Raw genomic sequence first — 252 nt, 5'->3', positions numbered from 1 at the left:
CGAATGGCTCGAATGCTGCGGCCAACAGCGAGACGGTGAGCGGTAGCTTCACGGTGTCGGCCACGGACGGGATTTTGAATGTGGTGATAGGGGGTACCAGCTACACCCTGGCCCAGGTGCAAGGGTTTAACGGTAGCCAGATGGTCAACACCGGCGAAGGGGTGCTGACGCTGCTGAGTTACGTGGGCACGGCCAGTGGCGGGACGGTGAACTACAGCTACACCCTGAGTGCGACCATCGACAACGACAGCA

The 252-nt window shown here is 60.7% G+C and carries 1 protein-coding gene; it reads left to right on the top strand.

The features are described from left to right. Positions 1-252: hypothetical protein (locus KW825_RS20390; protein ID WP_218330251.1), on the top strand; the 252-nt coding region annotated here is incomplete at both ends.

This window comes from Aeromonas sp. sif2433 (assembly GCF_019218705.1).
GTDB lineage: Bacteria > Pseudomonadota > Gammaproteobacteria > Enterobacterales > Aeromonadaceae > Aeromonas > Aeromonas encheleia.
Note: the sequence above shows the minus strand (reverse complement) of the source record. Positions and strands in the feature narration are given on the sequence as shown.